The 14,534-nt window shown below is 51.8% G+C and carries 14 protein-coding genes and 3 pseudogenes; 15 read left to right on the top strand and 2 right to left on the bottom strand.

The window, feature by feature from the left end; genetic code table 11:
* Nucleotides 1–148 precede the first annotated feature (148 nt).
* From WHJ28_RS16205 to WHJ28_RS16220, 4 genes are read left to right on the top strand one after another with little or no spacing between them, the layout of a single operon-like run.
* Complete coding sequence (locus WHJ28_RS16205; protein WP_340043064.1) at nucleotides 149–1,546, top strand: efflux RND transporter periplasmic adaptor subunit; 1,398 nt, start codon at nucleotides 149–151, stop codon at nucleotides 1,544–1,546.
* Between the two features lie 3 nt (nucleotides 1,547–1,549).
* On the top strand, nucleotides 1,550–2,752 hold the full coding sequence (locus tag WHJ28_RS16210; RefSeq protein ID WP_340043065.1) for an ABC transporter permease: 1,203 nt from the start codon (nucleotides 1,550–1,552) through the stop codon (nucleotides 2,750–2,752).
* 29 nt (nucleotides 2,753–2,781) lie between these two features.
* Entirely contained in the window at nucleotides 2,782–3,354 is a 573-nt protein-coding gene (locus tag WHJ28_RS16215) for a hypothetical protein (RefSeq protein WP_340043066.1), read from the top strand.
* A gap of 1 nt (nucleotide 3,355) precedes the next feature.
* Entirely contained in the window at nucleotides 3,356–4,018 is a 663-nt protein-coding gene (locus WHJ28_RS16220; RefSeq protein WP_340043067.1) for an ABC transporter ATP-binding protein, read from the top strand.
* A 250-nt stretch (nucleotides 4,019–4,268) separates the two neighbouring features.
* On the opposite strand, the gene WHJ28_RS16225 is transcribed toward WHJ28_RS16220, so the two are convergent.
* Nucleotides 4,269–5,849 (bottom strand): tyrosine-type recombinase/integrase, encoded by a 1,581-nt coding sequence (locus WHJ28_RS16225; RefSeq protein ID WP_340043068.1) that lies wholly within the window; start codon nucleotides 5,847–5,849, stop codon nucleotides 4,269–4,271.
* Nucleotides 5,850–5,853: 4 nt separating this feature from the next.
* Nucleotides 5,854–6,030 (bottom strand): annotated as a pseudogene (locus WHJ28_RS16230) (tyrosine-type recombinase/integrase); the annotation flags it as partial.
* Between the two features lie 301 nt (nucleotides 6,031–6,331).
* On the opposite strand from WHJ28_RS16230, the gene WHJ28_RS16235 reads away from it, so the two are divergent.
* The 11 genes and pseudogenes from WHJ28_RS16235 to WHJ28_RS16285 all read left to right on the top strand — a co-directional run.
* Nucleotides 6,332–7,153 (top strand): ParA family protein, encoded by an 822-nt coding sequence (locus WHJ28_RS16235; RefSeq protein WP_340043069.1) that lies wholly within the window; start codon nucleotides 6,332–6,334, stop codon nucleotides 7,151–7,153.
* Nucleotides 7,110–8,045, top strand: a complete 936-nt coding sequence (locus WHJ28_RS16240; RefSeq protein ID WP_340043070.1) for a ParB/RepB/Spo0J family partition protein — start codon at nucleotides 7,110–7,112, stop codon at nucleotides 8,043–8,045. Before WHJ28_RS16235 ends, WHJ28_RS16240 begins: the two co-directional genes overlap by 44 nt.
* A 12-nt stretch (nucleotides 8,046–8,057) precedes the next feature.
* Nucleotides 8,058–8,333, top strand: a complete 276-nt coding sequence (locus WHJ28_RS16245; protein WP_340043071.1) for a DUF5720 family protein — start codon at nucleotides 8,058–8,060, stop codon at nucleotides 8,331–8,333.
* A gap of 27 nt (nucleotides 8,334–8,360) precedes the next feature.
* Nucleotides 8,361–8,558: a hypothetical protein gene (locus tag WHJ28_RS16250; protein WP_087307674.1), complete on the top strand. Its 198-nt coding sequence runs from the start codon at nucleotides 8,361–8,363 to the stop codon at nucleotides 8,556–8,558.
* Nucleotides 8,559–8,627: 69 nt separating this feature from the next.
* Nucleotides 8,628–9,521: a DUF6017 domain-containing protein gene (locus tag WHJ28_RS16255; protein ID WP_340043072.1), complete on the top strand. Its 894-nt coding sequence runs from the start codon at nucleotides 8,628–8,630 to the stop codon at nucleotides 9,519–9,521.
* A 48-nt stretch (nucleotides 9,522–9,569) separates the two neighbouring features.
* Nucleotides 9,570–9,932, top strand: coding sequence for a DUF7768 domain-containing protein (locus tag WHJ28_RS16260; protein WP_227708574.1), 363 nt, complete (start codon nucleotides 9,570–9,572; stop codon nucleotides 9,930–9,932).
* Complete coding sequence (locus WHJ28_RS16265; RefSeq protein ID WP_002576353.1) at nucleotides 9,925–10,236, top strand: DUF5720 family protein; 312 nt, start codon at nucleotides 9,925–9,927, stop codon at nucleotides 10,234–10,236. Before WHJ28_RS16260 ends, WHJ28_RS16265 begins: the two co-directional genes overlap by 8 nt.
* Before the next feature lie 101 nt (nucleotides 10,237–10,337).
* Entirely contained in the window at nucleotides 10,338–10,838 is a 501-nt protein-coding gene (locus tag WHJ28_RS16270) for a PcfB family protein (protein WP_340043073.1), read from the top strand.
* A 2-nt stretch (nucleotides 10,839–10,840) separates the two neighbouring features.
* Nucleotides 10,841–11,602: pseudogene (locus WHJ28_RS16275) on the top strand (type IV secretory system conjugative DNA transfer family protein); the annotation flags it as partial.
* 648 nt (nucleotides 11,603–12,250) lie between these two features.
* Complete coding sequence (locus WHJ28_RS16280; RefSeq protein ID WP_340043074.1) at nucleotides 12,251–14,041, top strand: reverse transcriptase domain-containing protein; 1,791 nt, start codon at nucleotides 12,251–12,253, stop codon at nucleotides 14,039–14,041.
* A gap of 122 nt (nucleotides 14,042–14,163) precedes the next feature.
* Nucleotides 14,164–14,534, top strand: a pseudogene (locus tag WHJ28_RS16285) (recombinase); the annotation flags it as partial.

The following is a 14,534-nucleotide window of genomic DNA, read 5'->3' on the forward strand; positions in this document are numbered from 1 at the left end:
GAGCCTGACCGGACACGCCGACCGCTCTCCGGACAAAGAGACTCTTTCTCCGCAGCACTCGATGGATGACTGCCAGCTCCCCCTCCACCGTCACCATGACATAGTCGCCAACGGTGGGATAGAATCGTCTATTGCCCATCAGGAAGCTATGCTGGTCCAGCTCCAGCAGCAGATCGCAGATGGTTCCGCTCAGGTAGGAGATTTGGAGGAAAAGGTTGAGCGATTGCAAATAAAAATCAACCAAAATATTCTGGAAATCGGGCGTCTGAACGAAGAGCTGCTGAAAGTGGACGATGGCTCTGATGAACGAAACACTTTGAATAACCAGATTGCGAATCTCCAATACGACATCCAAAAGCTCAATGGGCAGCTCAGTGAAAAGGCAGCTCTGGCAGCAAACAATGTTTCTCAGATTCAGAGTTTGGAAGTGGAAATTCAGAATCTGAAAGAGCAGCTTGCGGGATTGGATACAAGTGACCCGGAAAATGAGCAGAAGATTCAGGAGTTGCAGCAACAGATAGCTGCTAACCAGCAAAAAATCCGTCAGCTCTCTTATACGGATGAAATTGACGCTTTGAACAGCCAGATCATCGGGAAAGAGTCCCAGCTAAGAAAAGCACAGGAGGAAATAAATTTCCTCTCCGATGGTTCCGAAGAACGAAATGCCATTCAGCTGGAGATCACAAAGCTGCAAAATGAAAATACGGCCATGCAGCAAGAGATCGACGCATATATGGAAGATCCAGCTTTTGCAGAACTGGAGCGTCTCAAAGGAGAGCAGCAGACCTGCGAGGATTCGCTAAAGAGCGATTATGAGGCGCTGTCCCTCAAATTGGAGGAAATGGAACGGGCCGAAAAGCTATTTCAGCAAGCACTGGAAAATCAGAATGGTGACAACGCCTTTTTAGATTACAAGACCAGCGAAGAACTGAAGGCAATTAACGAGAACATTGCAAAGGCCAGCCGGAATGTGCAGGCGGCTCAGGAAAAAGTGTCCCGCTTGCAGGCGCTTTCCCAAAATCCGACGATTTACGCACAACTGGACGGTATTGTAACAACGCTGAACTATAAAGTTGGCGATACCGTTGCGGATGGCAAACCACTTTGTATTGTGGGCGAGCTGGACGAGATCACCATGACCGTACCCGTCAGCGCCGCTGACATTGGCAGTGTGTCTGTGGGGCAAAAGGTCAATATCTATGTGGATGCCTACGCAGAGCAAAAGTTTACCGGCACGGTAAAAGAAAGACTTCTGGTGGCAAATGACAACGGAGAATATCCGGTCACTATCACTATTGATCCTGGTGAACAGATGCTCCTCCCAGGCATGAAGGCCTATGCCACCATCATTTTGAAGGAAAAGACCGATGTGCTGACCTTGTCCAATAAGGCTATTACACTGGAAAACGGCCAGCAGTATGTACTTGTGCGGGACGAGAATGAAGAGCTTGTTCGAAAGCAGATCGTAACGGGATTCTCAGATGGGCGTGTCAGCGAAATTTTGGATGGCCTTTCTGAAAATGAAGTTGTCATTGTGCAGGAGTAAGGTATGAGATTGAGTGAAACCTTTCATATTGTCACCATCAATATGATCGAAAATAAATTTCGCCTCCTGCTCACTACCCTGGGCATCATCGTCGGCACCATCACCATCATTCTGGTGATCGCCATTGGAAAAGGCGGTGAGCAGGAGGCGGCAAAGCAGTTTTCCAACCTTTCCGCCGATACCATCTATGTAAACCTGGACTATACGGCGCTGGCAGCCGGAAAAGATGTCACTACGGTTGAAAAACTGACACCGGAACTGATTGGGAAGATTATGGAAGAAAGTACCACCCTGCAAGGCATGTATCTGCGGGCCAGCGGCTTTCAGGAAGTGACATACAACTCCAAAAAGCAATCCGCCAATCTGGTCGGTGTTACACCCGGCTATGCCGAAATTTCCAACATTTCCTTTGAGCAGGGAGCAGATTTCGGAGAGTATGATTTTGAAGATGGCGAGCGGGTTGCTGTCATCGGCAGCAAAATCGCTGAGAAACTATTTGGAACCGGCGAAGCAGTAGGCAGCTACATTAAAATCGGCGATGCCCGGTATCAAATCATAGGTCTTTTGAAACGCAGCGAGGATGGTTTGCAGGGTGTGGATACAGACAGCAGCATCTTTATTCCCTATTCCGCTATGGAAAAGGATGAACTGTTGGACCCCTATGCTACAACACAGGCGGTTGGAAAAGCGTTCAGTATCAGTGAAATCGAAAAAGCAAAAAAAGAAATCATGAGTACCCTGAACTATTACATGACCGAGGCAAGCGTCTATACCGTATCCGATGCAGGCACACGCATCGAAGCTGCCACTGCGTCGGCTACCACCATGAAGTTGCTTCTGGTATCCGTTGCCGTGATTGTGTTTGTCGTTGGCGGAATCGGAATTATGAATGTCATGTTTGTGACGGTGAAAGAGCGCACTAAAGAAATCGGTATTTTGAAAGCACTGGGCGCAAAAGAAAAAGACATACTTTTTCAATTCCTGCTGGAATCCTTCTGCATCGGTGTATTTTCCGGTGTGGTAGGTGTGGTATTGAGTTTCCCCGCTATCGCTTTGATGGGCTTTACCGAAATCCCTGTCTACCCCTCTTGGGACGGAAAAATTGTGGCGAGCCTGTTTGCTGTTGCCACCAGCACACTGTTTGGGTTTTACCCTGCATACAAGGCTTCTCTGTTGATGCCGATTCAGGCATTGGCTGAAGAATAATACAAAATTAATTTAAGGAGATATGAACCATGAAAAAACTGATTGTAACCGCACTTGCCTTTACCTTGACTTTTGCTCTGGCTGCCTGCTCTGGGGGACAGACAAAAGCGCCTGATGGAGCTGGAAGTTCCGCCCCCACACAAACCGAAAATTCTTCTGGTTCTGCCGGGGATGTGGCAACGATCCAGAGTTATATGGGGCAGGTGTCGGATAAGGTGGGCAACGATATTACCGTAAGCCTTGGCGAGATCGTCTTGGATAGTGGTGATGGTTCCGGTGAAACCTACTATGTGGATGAAAATGGTGAGACCCGGCCGGCAGATGGAAATGATACCGGTGCGGGTGATGGTGCAACGATTATGATCCCCATGCCAGATGATGCTGCTGGAGAGGGAGCAGAGGGCAATACCGGGGATGCTCCCGCAGAGCAGCTGCCCATTGAGTTCACCGGTGAAGTACGCGAGTTTACCATTCCTGCCGGGGCAAAAATCACCAATGCAATGGGAAAAGAGGTCAGCTTTGATAATGTGACCAAGGGCAGCCTGGTGCAGCTGATCGTAAATGAAACCACTGGTGTGGTGGAGAGTCTGATGGTGATGTAACATGATCTGCCTGGAGGATGTCAACAAATCCTATCGAATGGGCGAAAATTCCCTCCATGTACTAAAAAATGTGTCACTACAAGTGGAACGCGGGGAATTTGTGTCTATCCTCGGCGCATCGGGCAGCGGAAAGTCCACGCTGATGAATATTATTGGCTGTATGGATACCCTGGACACAGGGCGTTATACCATTGATGGCATCTCAGTGGAACAAAGCGACCCGGATGTACTGGCGGCCATCCGAAATGAAAAAATCGGCTTTATTTTTCAGAAATATCATCTGATTCCCAAATACTCGGTGCTGCAAAATGTGATGATGCCGTTGCTGATCCGAGGAACAGACCGTAAAAGTGCCCAGGAAAAGGCGGAGGAAATTCTGGAAATGGTAGGTCTTGAGCAGCGGAAAATCCATAAACCCAATGAGCTTTCCGGCGGCCAGCAGCAGCGTGTAGCCATTGCAAGGGCGCTGATTACCCATCCGGCTGTTTTGCTGGCCGATGAACCTACCGGTGCATTAGATTCCCAAACCGGACGAGAAATTCTTGACCTGTTTCGTGCTTTGAACAGACAGGGCAACACGATTATTCAGATTACGCATGACAGCAATGTAGCCAAAGTTGGAAACCGTATACTGACTTTGAGAGATGGGGTTTTGAGTAGTTGAATTTTGTGCTGCAAAGTAATATCGTTCATTCAAATATTCAGTATCTTTTCTTTCGGTAAATTTTCAGCTCCAGATTTTAAATATACCACCTTCATGTGGTCTATGTCTCAGTAGTGGAAAAACAGATTCTCTGGTCGAAGCGGTGCAAGGATAAGTCTCTTAGTGGTACAGTCAAGGAGACCATTTGAGAAATTGAAAATCGGGAGGGTTGCACTTGTTTCAGGTACAGCCCTCCCGGTTTTCTTCCATGTCATCCTTGCCGTTGAAATTCCTCCCGAATCTCGTCATAGTACCGCTGCACCGTGGAGCGGTCCATCTGCAATTCCCTGGCAATCAAGGACTTGCTGGTCACACCAGGGTGTTCCCGCAGGTAGGCGGCGATGGCCTTCTTTTTGGGACTCACCCCATCAGGATACTCCGTGCTTGCTCCAGAGCGGAGAGCAGCGATCTCCGCTTTCATCTCCAGAATCAGTACCTTCAGCTTCTCCTCGCACTCCTCGCGGGTCTTGGCATAGACATTCCGGGAATGCTTTTTCCCATCCGGCCACACTGGGGAGTAGCGCCCCTCCCAGAGATGTTCCCGCAGCTGGCTGACGCACCCAGTTCCCGGTCTGCGCCGGGGCGGTTCCACCGGCACAAAGTCCTGCTTTGGGGGTTCGTCCGTCTGTTCCGGCATGAGCTCCACTTCCGCCTTGGCGATGCCCTGATCGATGCTCAGCGCCGCCTTGCGGCGCATCTCGTCGGTGATATGGGTATAGGTGTTCAGCGTGGTCGCCGAGGAAACATGGCCGATAATAGTTGAGAGAGTCTTTACATCCATTCCGTTCTCCAGGGACAGGGTGGCAAAAGTATGGCGCAAATCATGAAACCTTACCCGTTTACACCCCGCCCTCTCCAGAATTATCTGTAGCCGCTTTCGGACGTAGCCGGGGTCAATGGGCTGCTCCGGTTTGGTGCGGGACGGGAACATCAATTCAGAGAAGATACCCTTTTTGTACTCCGCCAGCAGCTCCACCATGGCAGGCGGCAGGATGATGGTGTGGTTGGCTGCTTTGGTTTTGGGCTCGCTGACGATGAGCTTACCGCCTACGGGATAGACCTGCTTGTCAATGCGCAGTTTTCCAGTGGCGAAGTCCAGGTCGTCCCATCGGAGGGCCAGCAGTTCGCCCCGACGCATACCAGTTGTCAGTTCCAGGAGGAAGAGTTCGTACATCCCCTCCGCCTTAGCCTGGATGAGAAATCGTTGTATCTCTTCCTGGGTCAGAATCTTCATCTCTTTACCATTCATCGCCGGAAGCTTGCAGCCTACTGCCGGATTGGAGTGGATCAGTTTCTCCTCCACTGCCTTGTCCAGCGCCATCTGGCAGACGGCGTGGCAGCTGCGCACCGAGCGGTCCGCCATGCCGGGGCCTCTGCGCTCTACATTGGCTTTTCGTCCACTCTCTTTCATGAGCCGGAAGAACTGCTGAAGTTCCGCCTGGGTCAGCTGGTTCATCGGGATTTCGCCCACGCCTGGGATCAGGTGATTGTAGATCCACCCCTCATAGCTGAGCTGGGTTGTCTGCCGGAGCCTGGGTTTGGAGTAATTCTGGTACCAGTAGTCCAGCCAGTCCCGAAAGAGCATATCGGACCGCACCTGGACGGGTCGAACCATCTGGCAGGAGCTTTTTAATGCCTCCAGCTTTTCAATGCATTCCTTTTTTGTTTTGGCCAGTACATTTTTCGTCTTGGGGTTGCCTGCCTCGTCATAACCTACTACTACCCGGCCTTCCCAGCGGCCATCTTTCCGGAGGCGGACAGTGCCTTCGCCCTTCTTTCTCTTGCCCGCCATTCTCTCACCTCACTATGATATTTTCCATGAAGCCACCCACGATCTCACTGGCTCGCTTCTGCATATCGCCCGTCACATGAGTATAAGTATCCAGGGTGAACGAAGCCTGCGTATGGCCCAGGATTCCCGATAGGGTCTTGGCATCCACTCCGCTGGCCAGAGCGTGAGTGGCGAAAGTGTGCCCTTACGGTATAATTACGACAAACCGGAAAAGCCCCGTAGAATCAAGGGTTTTGAGGTTTTCAGTCTGGTTTTTCATCCTTTTCCAAACCGAAAAATCACGCTGAAATAAGTCGAATTATAGGGGGTGTTTCATTAACGACAAATGAATAGCAGAAAGGAACTCAAAGCCTTTTGATTTCAAGCACAGTAGAATATTGGATTTAGGCTAAGCCGTCACTTGTTTCAAGTGGCGGCTTTTGTCATTTCCAGGACTGCTGTGCAGGCACATGACAACACCAATCAGAAATGAGGTGAAGTCATTGAACACGCAAATCATCGCCATCGCCAACCAGAAAGGCGGCGTTGGCAAGACAACCACCTGCGCGAACTTGGGGATCGGGTTGGCGCAGGCCGGGAAGAAAGTGCTGCTGATCGACGGGGACCCGCAAGGGAGCCTGACCATCAGCCTGGGCCATCCCCAGCCGGACAAGCTGCCCTTTACCCTGTCCGACGCAATGGGCCGTATCCTGATGGACGAGCTGCTACGCCCCGGCGAAGGTATCCTGCACCACCCGGAGGGCGTTGACCTGATGCCCGCCGACATCCAGCTCTCCGGCATGGAGGTCTCTCTGGTGAACGCCATGAGCCGTGAGACCATCCTGCGGCAGTATCTGGACACGCTCAAGGGACAGTATTCCCATATCCTGATTGACTGCCAGCCTTCTCTGGGTATGCTCACGGTCAATGCCCTGGCAGCCGCCAACAGGGTCATAATCCCCGTCCAGGCCGAGTACCTGCCCGCCAAGGGCCTGGAACAGCTGCTCCAGACCGTAAACAAGGTGAAGCGGCAGATCAATCCCAAGCTCCAGATCGACGGCATATTGCTGACGATGGTGGACAACCGCACCAACTTTGCCAAGGAGATCGCTGCCCTGCTGCGGGAAACCTACGGCAGCAAAATCAAGGTGTTTGGCACCGAGATTCCCCATTCCGTTCGGGCAAAGGAAATCAGCGCCGAGGGCAAAAGCATTTTTGCCCATGACCCTAATGGCAAGGTGGCCGAGGGGTACAAAAATCTGACCCAGGAGGTGATGAAACTTGAAAAGCAGCGCGAAAAAAGTCGAGCTGGCCTCGGTAGATGATCTGTTCTCCACCGAAGAAGGCCGTCAGGATGCCAAGCTGGAGAAGATACAGGAAATCCCGCTGTCTGAGCTGCATCCGTTCAAGAACCACCCTTTCAAAGTCAAGGATGACGAGGCCATGATGGAGACCGCCGACAGTGTTCGGCAGTATGGTGTTCTGGTTCCGGCGATTGCCCGCCCGGACCCGGAGGGAGGCTACGAGCTGGTTGCCGGTCACAGGAGACATCGGGCCAGTGAGCTGGCCGAGAAAGAAACCATGCCGGTCATTGTCCGGGACCTGGACGATGATGCCGCCACCATCATCATGGTGGACAGCAACTTGCAGAGGGAAAGCCTGCTTCCCAGCGAGAGGGCCTTTGCTTACAAGATGAAGCTGGAGGCCATGAAGCACCAGGGGGAACGGTCCGATTTAACTTGTGCCCAAGTTGGGCACAAGTCAGATGGAAAGAAGTCGCGGGATATTTTGGCCGAGCAAGTTGGTCAGAGCCGAAATCAAATTCAACGCTATATTCGCCTGACGGAGCTGATCCCTGAACTGCTGGATATGGTGGATGAAAAGAAAATCGCGCTCAATCCGGCCTACGAGCTGTCTTTCCTCAAAAAAGAGGAACAGCGGGACTTGCTGGACGCGATGGACAGCGAACAGGCTACCCCCTCTCTTTCCCAGGCCCAGCGGCTCAAGAAATACAGTCAGGAGGGGCATTTGACCCTCGATATGATGCGCGTCATCATGGGCGAGGAAAAGAAAAGCGATCTCGACAAAGTGACCCTTTCTGCCGACATCCTGCGGAAGTATTTTCCCAAGAGCTACACACCCCAGCGGATGCAGGAGACCATAATCAAGCTGCTGGAGGGGTGGCAGAAGAAGCGCCAGAGAGACCAGGAACGATGAAAGGAGCTGCCTATGAGGGATATTTCAGCCCGTGAGCTGAAAGGACACAACATTCTCGCCGTAGAGCGTTTTCAGGACAACACCCGCTGGATGATCGAGTTTTCCGTCCTGCGTCCCTGTTCCTACGGCAGCCCCGGAGATGAAATGCGGCTGTTTCTCACGGAGGACGGGTATCAGGCCGCTCTTCACAGCCAGAAGCGCCGGGAAATCAAAATCAAGCGGTATGCCCGTGTGATCGAGGGCCATGTTCTCGACTTCAAACCGGACAAGCGCCGCCGCCACCCGTAAACCCATCATCACTACGAAAGGAAAGGAATGAATATGTGTACTGTCCAGAGCATCAAGGATGCTATCCGGGAAAACTGCCAGTCCCAATATGACATGGAATCCACCGACATTGACCGGGTTTTGCAGACCCTCCCGTTTTCGGGGCATGAATCGTTGTTCGACCAGCCGCCGCTGCCCAAGCGTCCCTACCGGCCCCGGAAGAACACGAAAATCAAGAACAGCTGAACGCCACAGTCTTTTTCACGAAAGATTGTGGCTTTTTTCATGCCCTGAGATCAGAAAGGAGTGAAGTCAATGGCGGTCTTTCGGATTGAAAGAACCCGCGACTATACGGTAATGAGCAATCATCACCTGCGGAACCATGAATTGTCGCTGAAGGCCAAGGGACTGCTTTCCATGATGCTGTCCCTGCCGGATGACTGGAACTATACCACCCGTGGCCTTGCGAAAATCTGCAAGGAGGGCGTGGACGCCATCGGTAATGCGCTGCGGGAGCTGGAAACCGCCGGTTACATCGTGCGCCACCAGCTGAGGGACCGGCAGGGCCGGATCAGCGATACCGAGTATGTCATTTATGAGCAGCCTCAGCCCCGGCAGCCGGAAACGCCTGGGCCGGATACGGCTGAACCGGATACGGCTTCACCAGATACGGAAAACCCGTATATGGATAAACCGGATACGGAAAAGCCCGCAGAATTAAATATAGAGAAATCAAATACCCAAAAACAAAATACTCATGGATCAAGTACCGATTCCATTCCCTTCCGGGAAACAGCGGCAGCACAGCTGCCGGAACGGAAAGGAAGGGATGCGATGTCTGTCTCAGAGATGGAAAGTTATCGGGATTTGATTCTGGAGAACATCGAGTATGACCACCTGTGCCGGGAGTTTACCACCTACCGGGAGGACTTGGACGAGATTGTGGAGCTGATGGTGGAGACCGTCTGCGCCAAGCGGAAAACCACCCGGATCGCTGGCAGCGACTTCCCCCATGAGGTGGTCCGCTCCCGTTTTTTGAAGCTGGATTGCTCCCATATCGAGTTTGTCATGGAATGCCTGCGGAACAATACCACCGAAATCCGCAACATGAAGCAGTATCTGCTTGCGGTGCTGTTCAACGCGCCGACCACGATCAGCAATCACTACACCGCACAAGTCAACCACGATATGTACGCAGGCGGCTGGTAAACAGCCGCTTTTCTGCTGCCCGGACACATCGGGAGAAAGGATTTTGCTATGAAACGACCCCTTGCTTACATTACGGCTTCCTGGAGCAACAGCCAGTATGAGAACGCCGAGAACGCTGCGGCCTACTGCCGTCAGGTGTACGACGCCGGGTATTCGCCCATCTGCCCGGTGCTGTTCCTGCCCACCTTCCTCAAGGACGAGATTCCCCAGGAACACAAGGACGGGCTGGATATGGCGCGGGACTACCTGCGCCGGTCCCATGTGCTGGTGGTCTGCGGCCACGGCATCGACGAGACCGTGAAGAATGACATCGCCACCGCCGAGCGCCTGCGGATCACCGCCACCACCCTGGACGGCATCCTGACCGTGAAGGGCCAGGGGCGCGGGAAAGGAGGCGCACGCCATGCCTGAGCGTAAGACCGTGGGCCAGCTGATGGAGGAAATGCGCCTCAAAGCCGGGGCGCAGAACTACCACGGCCATGAGTACATGGATTTGGAGCGGTTTGCCGAGGACACCCGGCACATGATTATCTTCGATGTGCTGACCCACGATTCGCCGGTGGGCTGGAAAGGCGAACGGACCCGCCTGTTTCTGACGGAGGCCGGATACCAGAAAAGCCTGGAGAACCAGGAAAAGGGCCACATCAAGATTCTCAGCCATGCCAAGGTGCGCCAGGGACATCTGTACTATGACCGCTCCGATCAGCTGCGTTGAAAGGAGCCTGCCATGATGAAATACCTGCTGCGGCGGCTGGTGGTCCCGCCTTAGTATCAAGCGCCACCCCTGCAAAATCCGTGGAAAGGAGGCGATGACCTATGCAGGAGGAAGTGGAAAACAGGACTTTGACGCTGGTAGTCAGCGGAACAAAGTTTACCGGGCGGCTGTTTAAGGCCGCCATCACCAAGTACCTTGCCCACCGCAAGGAAAAGAAGCTGCAAAAGCAGAAAAGCCGGGATACCCCCGTGATTCCCCACGGCAAACAGACGGTGAAGCAGCTGATCGGCCAGAATCAGGGCGTTTCCAACATCGAGATCACCGACCCCTCCATCAAGGAGTTTGAAAAGATCGCCCGGAAATACGGCGTTGACTATGCGGTGAAGAAGGACCGCAGCAGCTCCCCGCCCAAGTACCTGATCTTTTTCAAAGGCCGCGATGCGGATGCCCTGACCGCTGCCTTTACCGAGTACACCGGCAAGAAGGTCAGAAAGGCGCAGAAAACAGAGCATCCGTCCGTGCTGGCAAAGCTGAGCCAGTTCAAAGAGCTGGTGAAACACGCCGTTGTGGACCGGAACAAGCGGAAGGAGCTGGAACGATGAAGATGAAAAAGCAACTTGACATCAAAAAGCTCATTTTGCTGAATATGCCCTATATCCTGATGGGGCTGTTCGCAACCAACTTCGGTGAAGGATGGCGGATGGCCGTGGGTGCGGACGCTTCGGCAAAAATGCTTTCGTTCTTCTCCACGCTGCCGGTGGCGCTGGCCAGCTGGTGGCCCAGCCTGCACCCTTTGGACCTGCTGGTGGGGCTGTGCTGCGGCGCTGGCCTGCGATTGGCCGTGTATCTCAAAAGCAAGAACGCCAAGAAGTACCGGCACGGTATGGAGTATGGCAGCGCCCGCTGGGGCACCCATGAGGACATTGCACCCTACATCGACCCGGTATTCCAGAACAATGTGATTCTGACTAAAACCGAGAGCCTGACCATGAATAGCCGCCCCAAGGACCCCAAGACTGCCAGAAACAAAAATGTTCTGGTAATCGGCGGCTCCGGTTCCGGCAAGACCCGGTTCTGGCTGAAGCCGAACCTGATGCAGATGCACAGCTCCTATGTGGTGACAGACCCAAAAGGCACCATCCTGGTGGAGTGCGGCAAAATGCTTCAGCACGGCACACCCAAGCTGGGCAAGGACGGCAAGCCCATGAAGGATAAGCACGGCAAGGTCATCTATGAGCCTTATCGGATCAAAGTCCTCAATACCATCAACTTCAAGAAGTCCATGCACTATAATCCCTTTGCCTACATCCACTCCGAAAAGGACATCTTGAAACTGGTCACGACGCTGATCGCCAACACCAAGGGCGCGCGCCCAGATAGGGCGTAGTAAGAAGTAGAATCAGGCACTACCCACTCAGATAACAGTGGAAACGATCCGCCTAACCGATAGGCGAAAGCTGATGCGGGACCATAGCATGGCGGGAAAGCGATAAGTTGCTATATACACAAGAGCACGACTGAATTGCTACGTTAAGCGGATATGAGGATAGAACTACTGAATGTTGAATGCGAGTTTCAAGTCCCCGTTGTGTTCGGGCGGAGGAATGTGTATGTAACCACCGTAGATACGGCGGCATCAACCTCTGACATGAATAACATTGCGTTTCGCCTTTGCGCGATGGGTTATCAATCCATTCATGTGACAAGCCAGAGAACTGGAAATAACGAAACGAAAGCGTATCCGACAATCCGCATTTGCCTACTTATTACGCTAACTGGGGATTGCCTAAGTCGGAATGCTCAAACGAGCTATGCGAAATGCCCCCTGTGGGTGATAAATCCCAAGCCCTCGAAAGGCAAGGGAGATGACGCTGAATATCCGATACGGCAACGGAGTTCTCATAGTAGTCCTGTGGGAAGTAACGACTCTCACGGAATATATCCTGTATTCCAGACGAAGGAGAACAGTTATTGCATTCCAAAATTGAAATTTGATTAGGGAGGAAAGCCTCAAATGCAACCAACAATCGAGATTTTGGATAGAATCAGAAAAAATTCAAGGGACAACAAAGAAGAAATCTTCACAAGGCTCTACCGCTATCTATTAAGACCCGACCTGTATTATCTTGCGTACAAAAACCTCTACGCCAACAAGGGCGCAGGAACAAAAGGCGTGAATGACGACACAGCTGACGGATTCAGCAAGGAAAAAGTTGATCGGATCATCCAATCTCTGGCTGACGGAACCTATGCTCCGAATCCTGTTCGCCGCGAGTACATCCAGAAAAAGCAGAACAGCACAAAAAAGCGTCCTCTTGGAATTCCTACCTTTACGGACAAGCTGGTGCAGGAAGTATTGAGAATGATATTAGAATCGGTCTACGAGCCAATCTTCTCAAACAATTCTCACGGCTTTCGTCCCAACAGGAGCTGCCACACTGCGCTGAAATCCTTGAAAAGAGAATTCTCAGGCGTGTCGTGGTTTATTGAGGGCGATATTAAAGGCTGTTTTGATAACATCGACCACCGAGTTTTAGCAAACGTCATAAACGCCAAGATTAAAGACGCACGGCTGATTCAGCTCATTTGGAAATTCCTAAAAGCCGGTTATATGGAGGACTGGCAATACCATGCTACCTACTCCGGCTGCCCGCAGGGCGGCATCGCTTCGCCCATACTCGCAAATATCTACCTGAATGAGCTGGACAAGTTCGTGGAAAAGACCGCCAAGGAGTTCTATAAAAGCAGGGACAGACACCATACCCCGGAATACGATAAGGTCACATGGCAGATAAAGAAGGCTCAAAAACAGCTGAAAACTGCAACAGGTCAGGAAAAAACAGCTTTGTTGCAGAAAATCGCTCAACTAAAAGCAGTCATGCATAAAACGCCCTGTATGTCCAAAACGGATAAAGTCATCAAATACATCCGTTATGCTGACGACTTCATTCTTGGCGTGAAGGGCGATAAAGCGGACTGTGAGCGTATCAAGAGACAGCTGTCCGACTTCATCAGCCAAACCCTGAAAATGGAGCTTTCAGAGCAAAAGACACTCATTACGCACAGTAACCAGTATGCAAGATTTTTGGGTTATGACATCCGTGTGAGGAGAGACCAGAAGCTAAAGCCGCACGGAAACCACGTTTCCCGCACGCTCAACGGGTCTGTTGAGCTGCGCATTCCGTTTGCGGACAAAATCATGCCTTTCCTGTTTGGGAAGTCGGTCATCCGGCAACTGCGCGACGGGACAATAGAGCCTATCGCAAGAAAATATATCTTTCGGTGTACGGATTTGGAGATTGTATCAACGTACAACTCTGAGCTGCGCGGTATTTGCAACTATTACAGTATAGCCAGCAATTTCAACAAGCTTCAGTATTTTGAATATTTGATGGAATACAGCTGCCTGAAAACTCTGGCTGGAAAGCATGAGAGCACCAGCAGAAAAATAATCCGCAAATACCGTGACGGAAACGGCGGCTGGGGTGTGCCCTACCAAACGAAAGCAGGAATAAAGCGCCGCAGCTTCGCAAGGTTTATGGACTGCAAAAATACAGACCTCTGGACAGATAAAATCATAGACTTTGCAATCGCACACGTCGGTTCCAGAACGTCATTTGACGATAGGCTGTCCGCCTGCGTGTGTGAGCTGTGCGGAAAGACCAATGTACCGCTGGAAATACACCATGTAAATAAGGTGAAGAACCTCAAAGGAAAACAACTGTGGGAGCTTGCGATGATAGCGAAAAAGCGAAAAACACTTGCGGTGTGCAAGGACTGTCATCACAAGATTCACCACCCTTGAACGACACTGATTTGAAGCAATAATGGCGAGCCGGATACATCGAGAGGTGTACGTCCGGTTCTGGGAGGGGTTTGGGCAAACCTACGGCAGTAATGCCGCAAGGCGGCTCATTCCTACTCTACGAGGGCAAGGCCGGGGACGATTTTTGGGTTAAGGCCGAGACGCTTTTGTACTGCGCCCTCATTGGGTATATCCACTACGAGGCCCCGGTGGAGGAACAGAATTTCTCCACCCTCATCGAGTTCATCAACGCGATGGAGGTCCGGGAGGATGACGAGGAGTTCAAGAACCCCGTAGACCTGATGTTTGACGCGCTGGAGGCTGAGAAGCCAAATCATTTTGCGGTCCGGCAGTACAAGAAGTACAAGCTGGCCGCCGGTGTTGTATGCTCTAAAAGACTTCTTAATCAAGCGGTTGGGAAGTCTCTTAGAACACACAACCTAAAACCGAAGAAAGGAGCGCAAGTTATGAGAAAAAACGAGAAAATCACAGC

The organism is Flavonifractor porci, from assembly GCF_037572415.1.
In the GTDB taxonomy this organism is placed as follows: domain Bacteria; phylum Bacillota; class Clostridia; order Oscillospirales; family Oscillospiraceae; genus Flavonifractor; species Flavonifractor porci.

Bases quoted from the DNA above. Each gene is read 5' to 3' on its own strand.
- WHJ28_RS16205 (WP_340043064.1), top strand. From the start codon at position 149: ATGCTGGTCCAGCTCCAGCAGCAGATCGCAGATGGTTCCGCTCAGGTA.
- WHJ28_RS16210 (WP_340043065.1), top strand. From the start codon at position 1,550: ATGAGATTGAGTGAAACCTTTCATATTGTCACCATCAATATGATCGAA.
- WHJ28_RS16215 (WP_340043066.1), top strand. From the start codon at position 2,782: ATGAAAAAACTGATTGTAACCGCACTTGCCTTTACCTTGACTTTTGCT.
- WHJ28_RS16220 (WP_340043067.1), top strand. From the start codon at position 3,356: ATGATCTGCCTGGAGGATGTCAACAAATCCTATCGAATGGGCGAAAAT.
- WHJ28_RS16225 (WP_340043068.1), bottom strand. From the start codon at position 5,849: ATGGCGGGCAAGAGAAAGAAGGGCGAAGGCACTGTCCGCCTCCGGAAA.
- WHJ28_RS16245 (WP_340043071.1), top strand. From the start codon at position 8,058: ATGAGGGATATTTCAGCCCGTGAGCTGAAAGGACACAACATTCTCGCC.
- WHJ28_RS16250 (WP_087307674.1), top strand. From the start codon at position 8,361: ATGAATATGTGTACTGTCCAGAGCATCAAGGATGCTATCCGGGAAAAC.
- WHJ28_RS16255 (WP_340043072.1), top strand. From the start codon at position 8,628: ATGGCGGTCTTTCGGATTGAAAGAACCCGCGACTATACGGTAATGAGC.
- WHJ28_RS16260 (WP_227708574.1), top strand. From the start codon at position 9,570: ATGAAACGACCCCTTGCTTACATTACGGCTTCCTGGAGCAACAGCCAG.
- WHJ28_RS16265 (WP_002576353.1), top strand. From the start codon at position 9,925: ATGCCTGAGCGTAAGACCGTGGGCCAGCTGATGGAGGAAATGCGCCTC.
- WHJ28_RS16270 (WP_340043073.1), top strand. From the start codon at position 10,338: ATGCAGGAGGAAGTGGAAAACAGGACTTTGACGCTGGTAGTCAGCGGA.
- WHJ28_RS16280 (WP_340043074.1), top strand. From the start codon at position 12,251: ATGCAACCAACAATCGAGATTTTGGATAGAATCAGAAAAAATTCAAGG.